The sequence below is a fragment of the Actinomadura montaniterrae genome, from assembly GCF_008923365.1.
In the GTDB taxonomy this organism is placed as follows: Bacteria; Actinomycetota; Actinomycetes; order Streptosporangiales; family Streptosporangiaceae; genus Spirillospora; species Spirillospora montaniterrae.
This window is the reverse complement of record NZ_WBMR01000238.1, coordinates 1-9,707: the sequence shown is the minus strand read 5'-3', so window position 1 is coordinate 9,707 and position 9,707 is coordinate 1. Positions and strand designations below refer to the sequence as shown.

The 9,707-nt window shown below is 72.4% G+C and carries 8 protein-coding genes; 3 read left to right on the top strand and 5 right to left on the bottom strand.

Translation table 11 applies throughout. The features are described from left to right. Positions 1–78: 78 nt before the first annotated feature. Complete coding sequence (locus tag F9B16_RS42785) at positions 79–1,329, bottom strand: MFS transporter (RefSeq protein WP_151545987.1); 1,251 nt, start codon at positions 1,327–1,329, stop codon at positions 79–81. 55 nt (positions 1,330–1,384) lie between these two features. Here F9B16_RS42785 and F9B16_RS42780 point away from each other — a divergent pair, with 55 nt between their 5' ends. Next, positions 1,385–2,350 (top strand): ArsR/SmtB family transcription factor, encoded by a 966-nt coding sequence (locus F9B16_RS42780; protein WP_151545986.1) that lies wholly within the window; start codon positions 1,385–1,387, stop codon positions 2,348–2,350. Between the two features lie 58 nt (positions 2,351–2,408). Here the strand turns inward: F9B16_RS42780 and F9B16_RS42775 are convergent, their stop codons facing one another. Together F9B16_RS42775 and tnpB are read right to left on the bottom strand one after the other, a co-directional pair. Beyond that, positions 2,409–3,218, bottom strand: a complete 810-nt coding sequence (locus F9B16_RS42775; protein ID WP_151545985.1) for a hypothetical protein — start codon at positions 3,216–3,218, stop codon at positions 2,409–2,411. Between the two features lie 131 nt (positions 3,219–3,349). Continuing rightward, positions 3,350–4,705, bottom strand: a complete 1,356-nt coding sequence (gene tnpB / locus F9B16_RS42770) for an IS607 family element RNA-guided endonuclease TnpB (protein ID WP_225992444.1) — start codon at positions 4,703–4,705, stop codon at positions 3,350–3,352. 86 nt (positions 4,706–4,791) lie between these two features. On the opposite strand from tnpB, the gene F9B16_RS42765 reads away from it, so the two are divergent. Beyond that, complete coding sequence (locus F9B16_RS42765; RefSeq protein WP_151545984.1) at positions 4,792–5,757, top strand: 4-hydroxy-3-methylbut-2-enyl diphosphate reductase; 966 nt, start codon at positions 4,792–4,794, stop codon at positions 5,755–5,757. Between the two features lie 78 nt (positions 5,758–5,835). Here the strand turns inward: F9B16_RS42765 and F9B16_RS42760 are convergent, their stop codons facing one another. Together F9B16_RS42760 and F9B16_RS42755 are read right to left on the bottom strand one after the other, a co-directional pair. Then, complete coding sequence (locus F9B16_RS42760; RefSeq protein WP_225992442.1) at positions 5,836–6,381, bottom strand: DUF6542 domain-containing protein; 546 nt, start codon at positions 6,379–6,381, stop codon at positions 5,836–5,838. Positions 6,382–6,437: 56 nt separating this feature from the next. Beyond that, positions 6,438–7,787: a DNA recombination protein RmuC gene (locus F9B16_RS42755; RefSeq protein ID WP_151545983.1), complete on the bottom strand. Its 1,350-nt coding sequence runs from the start codon at positions 7,785–7,787 to the stop codon at positions 6,438–6,440. Positions 7,788–7,941: 154 nt separating this feature from the next. On the opposite strand from F9B16_RS42755, the gene ychF reads away from it, so the two are divergent. Next, positions 7,942–9,033, top strand: coding sequence for a redox-regulated ATPase YchF (gene ychF, locus F9B16_RS42750; RefSeq protein WP_151545982.1), 1,092 nt, complete (start codon positions 7,942–7,944; stop codon positions 9,031–9,033). The last annotated feature ends 674 nt before the right edge of the window (positions 9,034–9,707 follow it).

The window sequence follows — 9,707 nt, the reverse complement described above, 5'->3', positions numbered from 1 at the left end:
GCCCCCCCCCCCCCCGTGCCCGGCGGCGCCCCCCCCCCCGGGGGGCCCCCCCCCCCCCCCCCCCCCCCCGCGCCGGTGTCAGCGCCCTGGTTCCGGCACCGCGAACGGACGGTGCGCCGCCGCCCAGCGGACCGCCGGGAGGAACGCGACCGCCGTCACCAGGAAGACCGCTCCGAAGACGACCCAGCCGGCCATGCCGTGGCGCAGCGCCGTCTGCGTGACGACGAGCGGGCCAAGCAGCACCCCGGCCGCGAAACCGCTGTTGAAGACGCCCTGGTAGACGCCGTGTGCGCGCTCGTCCGCCAGCTCGTAGCTGAGCGCCCACGTGCCCGCCGCGCACAGCACCTCGCCGACCGTCTGGACCGCCAGCGCCGCCAGGACCAGCAGCGACGCCGTCCACGGGTCCGGGCCCTTGGCCAGCCCGAACAGCAGGCAGCCGACCGCCATCAGCGTCCCCGCGCGCAGGCACGCCCGGGCCGCGACCCGCGGGTCCTCGACGCCTCGGCTCATCCGCACCTGCAACGCGATGACCATGGCCGTGTTCAGCACCAGGCACGCCGAGACGAGCAGCCGCGGCGCGTGCGTGTCCCGCGTCACCCACAGCGGGACGCCGACCTCCAGGATCCCCTGCTGCAGCACCAGCACCCCGCCCAGCACGGTGATGACCAGGTACGGGACGTCGGTCAGCGCGCCGAACCCGGCACGGCCCGACGCCGCGTCCCGCACCGCGCGCCCCGCCGGGACCCGCGTCAGTAGGAGCGCCGCCCCCGCGAACGTCACCGCGTCGAGCACCACGACCGTCCGGTAGGCGGCCGGGGTGTCCACGACCAGCGCCACCGACGCCAGCGCCGCCCCCACACCGACGCCGGTGTTGGTCATCATCCGCAGGAACGCCCGCCCTGGCATCCGCAGCCCGGCGGGCAGCGCGTGCGCGACCAGCGCGTTGCGGACGGCGCTCGCACCCCGGTCCAGGAACGTGACGCCGCAGATCAGCGGTACCGCCGCCCAGAACGAGCGCACCTGCGTGTAGCCGAGGATCAGCACCCCCTCCGCGCCCAGCAGCGCCACCACCGTCGGACGCGCCCCGAACCGGTCGGCGACCCGGCCCATCGGCACCCCCGCCGCGATGCCGAACACCCCGCCCAGCGCCAGCGCGACGCCGACCTGGGACGGCGACATGCCGACCGCCCGGGTGAACAGCAGCGCGCTGGTGGTCATGAACAGGCCGTTGCCGAGCGTGTTGACCAGCATCGCCGCGGACAGCACCCGGATCACCGGATGCCGCGCCAGGCCCGCGACGCTCGGGGACCGGGAGGAGGTCGTCGTCATGCGCCCATCCCAACCGCGCGGCCCGCCGGCCGGAATGGATTTACGCTATTGCTCAATGTACGAGTTCAGACTCGGCGTCCAGGACCTCGCCGAGACGTCGTTCGGGATGTCGCCGCTGTTCGAGCTGGTGTTCAGCCTGCGTCCGCGCGTGTTCCCGGGCAAGCACCCCGAGCACCTGCCCTGGGTCCGGGAGACCGCCGCCGCGTACGCCCGGCTCGACACCGACCTGCTGGACGTCCTGCACGCCCCGCACGGCTGGATCCCCGACTTCCTCACCCCGCGCCCGTCCGGCATCGGCAACGAGATCGCCGACGACCTCGCCGTCCTGCGGGAGACGCCGCCCGGCATCGTCCGGCACGACATCACCGCCGCGTACCGGCACGTCCCCGTCCCGCCGGTGCTGAGCGGCGACCCGTCCGCCCTCCTCGACCGGATCTGCACCGCCTTCGAGGCGTACTGGGACGCCTGCGTCGAGCCGTACTGGACGCGGATGCGGGCCGTCCTGGAGGCCGACCTCGTCCACCGGGCGCGGCGGCTGACCTTCGGCGGAGCCGCCGCCCTGTTCGCCGAACTGGACGACCGGATCACCTGGACGCCGGGGCTCGTCCGGCTCGCCGTCCCCTCCGGGCTCGCGCCCGAACGCGCCGTGGACGTCGCCGGCCGCGGGCTCGTCCTCGTCCCGTGCCTGTTCCTGCGCGGCGCGATCACCATGATCGACGAAAAGGGCCCGCCACCCCTGATCTGCTACCCCGCGCGCGGCCGCGGCGCGATCTGGGAGCACGCCGCCCCGGCCGGGCCCGCCGCGCTCGCCGGGATCGTCGGGGCCCGCCGCGCGGAACTGCTGGTCATGCTGGCCGCCCCCGCGTCCACCACCGACCTCGCCCGGCGGCTCGGCGTCACGCCCGGCGCGATCAGCCACCACCTGACCGCCCTGCACGCCGGAGGCCTCCTGAACCGCACCCGCGCCGGGCGGTCCGTCCTCTACATGCGCAGCCCCCTAGGCGACAGCCTCGTCCGCTAGACGCGCCGAGGCCCGCCCGGCACCCGGCCGGACGGGCCTCGACACTCGCGCTACCGGATCAGTTGAGCCCGTTGAGCTTGGCGATCCGGTTCTCGTACATCTTGATCACTTCGGGGCGGGCGGCGTGCTTGCGCTCGTACTCGCGCAGCAGCTTCACCTGGTCCGCCGACAGCCCGCGCAGCCGCGCGCGCAGCTGCGGCAGCGTGGCCTCGTCGTAGTTCGGCACCGGCAGGCCCTCCGCCGCCCGCTCGGCCTCCGCCGGCGCGGCCGGCCTCAGCTCGGGCTTCGGGTCGAACGGCCCCTCGTCCGCGGCCTTGCCCGCGCGGGACGCGGGCGTCGGGTCCGCCTCCGGGACGGGGTTCGGAGCAGGCTCGGCCTGCGCCTCCGGCTCCGGACGCGGCTCGGCGGGCTTCGGCTCCGGCGCGGGCTTCGCGACCGGGGCGTCGTCCTGGGCGGGCTTCGGAGCGGGCTTCGCGGCCGGCTTGCCGACGGAGATCTCCCCGTCGGCGGCGCGGCGCTGCGCCGTCCGGACCGTCCCGCGCTCCGCCGCCGGCCTGGCCGGCCGGGTGCGGGTCCGCGGCCGCGGCTCCGGCTCGGGCTCCTCGTCCCCGCCGCGGACCGTCTCCACGACCTTCCCGACGACCTTCTCCGCGGTGTGCCGGACGTCGTTCCGCAGCCGGCCGATCACCGGGCCGACGCCGTCGCCCTCGGTGATCTCCTTGTAGTCGCGGCTCACCCGGTCGCCGAGCAGCAGCGCCCGGCCCACACCGAACATGGCCAGCCGGACGGCGTGCAGCGGGAGATCGCGGACCTGCTCGCCCACCGCGTCCTGGACCTGCTGCTTGAGGCGGCGCGGCGATCTCGTCATGGTCATCCTCTTCCTGCCGTCCTGATCACGCACATGCGGCAATAGTCTTCTCGTGTCTCACTCTGCCCCATGGGTGCGAGCAGGGTCACCCCGGGTTAATGGAATTCTGTCCAAAAGCCGCGTGGAGTGGGTCACACAGCGGGCTTCACCAGAGCTTTACCGTCATCCGCGTGTGGAGGATGCGAGCATCTGCCACACGGGACGGCCGTCGCTTGCGCGGCGGCGGTCCCGGTCTGATCCACGCGGGGCGCGGTGCCGGGTTCCTGTTTCGCGGGCGGTCGCCCGGCTGGGCCGGGTCTGACATCGCCTCCGCAGGCGTTTTGGCTCTCCGCCCCACTGGCGGCGAGGTCGCGCAGGTTGATCGCGGCGTTGACGTCCCGGCCCAATACCAGGCCGCATGCCTCACACCGATAGGTCCGCTCGGACAGGAACAGGCTTGGCTTTCGCCCACCACAGCCCGAGCAGGTCTTCGAGGACGGGAACCAGCGATCGGCTACGACCAGCCGTCCGCCGTTCCACCTGGTCTTGTACTCCAGCATGCGCCGCGCCGCGCCGAAGCCCTGGTCGGAGACCGCGCGGGCGAGCCGGCGGTTGGCGAGCATGCCGGTGACGTTGAGGTCTTCGACCACGACGGTCTCATAGCGGGCGGCCAGGTGTGTGGTGGCCTTGTGGAGCGCGTCCGACCGGATGTCGGCGACGCGGGCGTGGTGGCGGGCGAGCCGTCTGACGGCCTTGGCGCGGTTGGCCGACCCGTGCTGCGTGCGTGAGTGGGCTTTGCTCAGCCGCTGGAGTTTCCGCAGCCCCGCCCGCAGCGCTTTCGGGCCGGCGATCTCTGTCACGCCGCCGCGGTCGTCGACGGCGGTCAGCAGCGTCGCGACGCCCAGGTCGACGCCCACGGCGCTGCCTGGCCGGACGTGCCGCTCCGGAACGTGCCGGTCGACCTGCACCGTGAACGACACGAACCAGCGGTGCGCGGTTCGCGACACTGTGGCCGACAGGATCCGCGCCGTCCCGTTCTCCAGGCGGCGGGCCAGTTTGCGGGTGGACTCGTGTGTGGCGATCGTCCCCAGCCGCGGCAGGGTCACCGTTCGGCCCGCGCACCGCATGACCCCCGAACCGAATCGGAACGAATCCCGGCACCTGCCTCGCTTCTTGAACCGGGGAAACCCCAGGCGACCCCCTTTACGGAGACCCTTGCGGAACCGGACGAACTCGCGCAGTGCCCGCTCCAGATCTCGGAACGCCTCCTGATACACGCACTTGGAGTTCTCACCCCACCACGCCAAAGCAGGGTCGGTCTTCTTCACGGTGTTCCAGAGCCGGTGCAGCTCCGCACCCGACCACCACTTGCCCTCGCCGCTGTAGCGGTCACGGCACGCGGCCAAGCCCCAGTTCCAGGCGAACCGTGCCGCCCCGGCATGCGACCGCAGCGCCCGCGCCTGCCGAGGGGTCGGGTCCAGCGCGAACCGGTACGCATGTGTAACCATCACGATACGAAACGTAGTCGATGCCTCTGACAAGACGCGGCGGGTGGGCGGCGCCGGTGACGCGGGGCGGCTCGTACGATGGGGGCATGACCGCCAACAGCCAGCGCCGTGTCCTGCTCGCCAAGCCGCGTGGTTACTGCGCGGGCGTCGACCGCGCCGTCCAGACGGTCGAGATCGCCCTGGAGAAGTACGGGGCGCCGATCTACGTCCGCAAGCAGATCGTGCACAACGTCCACGTCGTCAGGACGCTGGAGGAGCGCGGCGCGATCTTCGTGGACGAGACCGAGGAGGTCCCCGAGGGCGCGATCGTGGTGTTCTCCGCGCACGGCGTCGCCCCCGTCGTCCACGACGAGGCCAGGAGCCTGGACCTGCGCACCATCGACGCCACGTGCCCGCTGGTCACCAAGGTCCACAAGGAAGCCGTCCGGTTCGCCGCGCAGGACTACGACATCCTTCTGATCGGCCACGAGGGCCACGAGGAGGTCATCGGCACCACCGGCGAGGCGCCCGACCACATCCACCTCGTCGACGGCCCCGACGACGTCGCCAACATCACCGTCCGCGACCCGGAGAAGGTCGCGTGGCTGTCGCAGACCACCCTGTCGGTGGACGAGACGATCGCCACCGTCGAGAAGCTCCGCGAGCGGTTCCCCAAGCTGACGGACCCGCCGTCCGACGACATCTGCTACGCCACCCAGAACCGGCAGACCGCCGTCAAGGAGATGGCCGCGCAGTCCCAGCTCGTCATCGTGGTCGGCTCCACGAACTCCTCCAACTCCGTCCGGCTCGTCGAGGTCGCCAAGGAGCACGGCGCCGACGACGCCCACCTCGTCGACTACGCCGAGCAGATCGACCCCGCCTGGCTGGAGGGCGTCGACGTCGTCGGCGTCACCAGCGGCGCGTCCGTCCCGGACGAGCTCGTCCAGGGCGTCCTGGCCTGGCTGGCCGAGCGCGGCTACGGCGAGGCGGAGGAGATCGAGTCCGTGCAGGAGAAGATGCGCTTCTCCCTGCCGAAGGAACTCCGCAAGGACCTCCGCGTCACCCCCGTCTAGTCGAGTCATGGGGGGGCGGTCCCCCCCCCCCCTCGGAGGTCGACTGAGCGCCGCCCTCCGCTGCGCTCCGGGCGGCGCTCAGTCGACGTCGCCGTGGTGCAGGTGGCGCTCGGCGGTCGTGGTGGGGGACTCGTCCCACCGGACGGGGTTCTCGTTGTCCTCCTTCTCGAACAACCGGACCCCGACGAGCTTGCCGCGCAGCTCCCGCACGTTCGCCGGCAGCCCGCGCACCATCGTGATCACCAGCACCAGCAGCGTGCCGAAGAACAGCCACGGCGCCGTCGACGCCAGCGACGTCAGCAGCCCGACCGTGAGGGCGCGCAGCAGCGAGCCGTCGCCGAGCGCGTCCGCGATCTCCGCGAGGACGGTCGCGAGGAAGAACACCAGCGGCGGGCTCACCGCGATCGTCAGCAGGTCGGCGGGGCGGGTGGCGAACGCGGCGAGCGCGCAGGCGATCGCGAAGCCCGCCCCGGCCAGCAGCCCGACGCCGAGCCAGCGCGACAGCAGCGCGCACACCAGCGCCGCGCCGAACATGAGCACGACGCCGCCGCGTCCGGTCAGGGTGACGGCGCCCGACCCGGCGGCGTGCGAACGCGGCGAGGAAGCGGCGCGCTGACGTCCCACTGGACCCCCTGAGGCCGGCGAGGCGCCGCCCGGCGCGTCGCGTGCCGTCGATGAGCTCATGGCCACCTCTCTCGCCGATCATCCTGATCAGGGATGGCCCGTCCGCCGAAACCTACCGGTTCCGAGGCGGCGCCAGGCCGAGGCCGCTCGTCGTCGTCGGAGGCGCCGCGACCGGAGAGCCCCCGGTCGTTAGGACGGTCCTCGTGCGCCGTCAGTTCGGCCGCGGAGAGAGCGCGCGGGCTCTCCTCCACCGGCTGAGGGCCGTCCAAGGACTCGTCTATGACGCCCAGCTCGTTCAGCTTGCGGGCACTGACCAGCACCCGCGTCTCCAGGGAGCCCACCGTCCGGTTGTAGGACTTGATGGCGCCGGTAAGGGCGCGGCCCAGCTCGTCCACGTGCTGACCCATGGTGCCCAGACGCTCGTACAGCTCCTTGCCCAGCTCGAACACGGCCCGGGCGTTGCGCGAGAGCGCGGCCTGCTGCCACGCGTACGACGCCGTCCGCAGCATGGTGATCAGCGTGGTGGGCGTCGCGATGTGGACGCGGCGGCGCATCGCGTACTCCAGCAGCCCGGGGTCGCGGTCAAGCGCGGGCGCGAGGAACGCCTCGCCGGGGATGAACAGCACGACGAACTCCGGCGCCGGGCTGAACGCCTGCCAGTACGCCTTGGCGGCGAGCCGGTCGACGTGGTCGCGCAGGTGCCGGGCGTGCGCGTCCAGCCGGACGGGGTCGCCGGTCTCGGCGGCCTGCAGGTACGCGGCGAGCGACACCTTGGAGTCGACGATGATGTTCTTGCCGCCGGCCAGCCGCACGACCATGTCCGGACGGACCGTGCCGTTCACCGTGGCCGAGCTCGCCTGCTCGTCGAAGTCGCAGTGGTGCGTCATCCCGGCCAGCTCCACGACCCGCCGCAGCTGCAGCTCGCCCCATCGCCCGCGCGCCTCCGGCCGCTGCAGCGCCCGGACGAGCCCCTGCGTCTCCCGCCGCAGCTGGTCGGAGCTCTGCCGGACGAAGTCGACCTGCTTGGCGAGCATCGCGTGCGACTCGCGGCGGCCCGTCTCGACCTCGCGGAGCTGCTCCTCCACCTTGGAGAGGGTCTCCTTCAGCGGTGCGACCAGGTGCTCGACGGCCTGCTGGCGGCGCTGCAGCTCGCCCGCCGCCTCGACGCCCGCCGCCTTCAGCCGGGCGTCCGCGAGCTCCAGGAACCGCTGGTTGCTGGCGTCGAGCGCCTTCGCCGACAGGTTCTCGAAGTGCTCGGCCATCCGCTCCTCGGCGTAGGCGAGCTTCTCCTCCGCGGCCCGCGCCCGCGCGATCAGCGCGCCCTGCCGGCTCGTCGCCAGCGCGTACCCGGCGACGACGCCGAAGACGGCGCCGACGAGCAGTCCGGCGAACAGCGCGAGGTCCATTACTTCATCGTGACAGCGGACTCGCGAAGCGCGACCGCGACGCGCCGGAATGCCCGCCGGAACGGACAATCGACTCACTGTTCGCCAACGGGCCGCGGCGCGGCCGCCGTCCGGGCAGCCCGGCGGGTCCCCGGGGTCCGTAAACTTGACGGCCGTGAGCCTCTCCATCGGAATCGTCGGGCTGCCCAACGTCGGCAAGTCCACCCTCTTCAACGCGCTGACCAAGAACGACGCGCTCGCCGCCAACTACCCGTTCGCGACCATCGAGCCCAACGTCGGCGTCGTCGGGGTGCCCGACCCCCGGCTCGGCGTGCTGGCCGAGCTGTTCGGCTCCCAGAAGACCATCCCGGCGACGATGGAGTTCGTCGACATCGCGGGCATCGTCAAGGGCGCGTCCGAGGGGCAGGGCCTCGGCAACAAGTTCCTCGCCAACATCCGCGAGACCAACGCGATCTGCCAGGTCATCCGCGTGTTCGAGGACCCCGACGTCACGCACGTGGACGGCGACGTCGCGCCGTCCCGCGACATCGAGACGATCAACACCGAGCTGATCCTCGCCGACCTCCAGACGATCGAGAAGGCGCTGCCGCGCCTCGACAAGGAGGCCCGGACGAAGAAGGACAAGGAGAAGCTCGCCGTCGTCGACGCCGTCAACGCCGCGCAGAAGCTCCTCGACGACGGGATCACGCTGTTCGCGGGCGCCGAGAAGGCCGGCATCGACCTGGCGCTGCTGCGCGAGCTGCACCTGCTCACCGCCAAGCCGTTCCTCTACGTCTTCAACCTGGACGAGGGCGAGCTGACCGACGAGGGGGTGCGCGGCCGGCTCCGCGACATGGTCGCGCCCGCCGAGGCGATCTTCCTGGACGCCAAGATCGAGGCGGAGCTGATCGAGCTGCCCGACGACGAGGCCCTGGAGCTGCTGCAGGGGATGGGCCAGGAGGAGTCGGGCCTGTCGCAGCTCGTCCGGATCGGCTTCGCGACCCTCGGCCTGCAGACGTACCTGACCGCCGGCCCGAAGGAGTCGCGGGCCTGGACGATCCGCAAGGGCGCCACCGCGCCCGAGGCGGCGGGCGTCATCCACACCGACTTCCAGCGCGGCTTCATCAAGGCCGAGATCGTCTCCTTCGACGACCTCACCGAGGCCGGCTCGATGGCCGCCGCCCGCACCGCCGGCAAGGTGCGCATGGAGGGCAAGGACTACGTGATGCAGGACGGCGACGTCGTCGAGTTCCGCTTCAACGTCTGAACGGCCCCGAGCCGCGCGGCGCCGCGCCGTCGCGCCGCGCCGCGCCGCCCCGTGCCGTGCGCCCGCGATGCCAGGCCCCACCCGCCGGGTGGGGCCTGCCGTGCGTCGGGGGCTTGTGTGATTTGCGATACAGGTGTTGCATGTGGGGCCACGCCCGACGCCCCCGGCGTGCTCTGTGCCGATATGTCGCATAGTCGACACTTTGCCGGATTCCTTCGGGAACAGATTGCGGTCGGAACGGTCACCCGGTAACCAACCAACTGCCGAGTCGCGCCGCTTGCCGGAAACCTGGTCAGGCGCACCGTTCGGAGCCTTGGATAGGGGATCGTCACCGTTTGGCAATCTTCCCCGTTCCTGTTGAGCTGGATTGCATTATCCGCAACCGCGTGCCGGGGGTGTGCTTCGCCGCGATGCGCTGGAACAATTGACGCTCGTGGTTACGCTGGGCCCGGGGTGGGGTTCAGAAAGGACCACCGCGACAGGACCCAGGCAACAGACCGCGCCGACCGGGGGCGAGGCGCGAGCGGAGGCAGGATGGCTCGCAGGTCGGCCGTAGGACGCGGCCGTGACACGGCCGTGGTCGAGGAGACGGCGGCGCCCGCGGCGCTCGCCGCGTCCGCCGACCCGTGGGACGCGCCCGCGCCCGAACGGCGCCGCGGCCGCTCCGGCGGCAG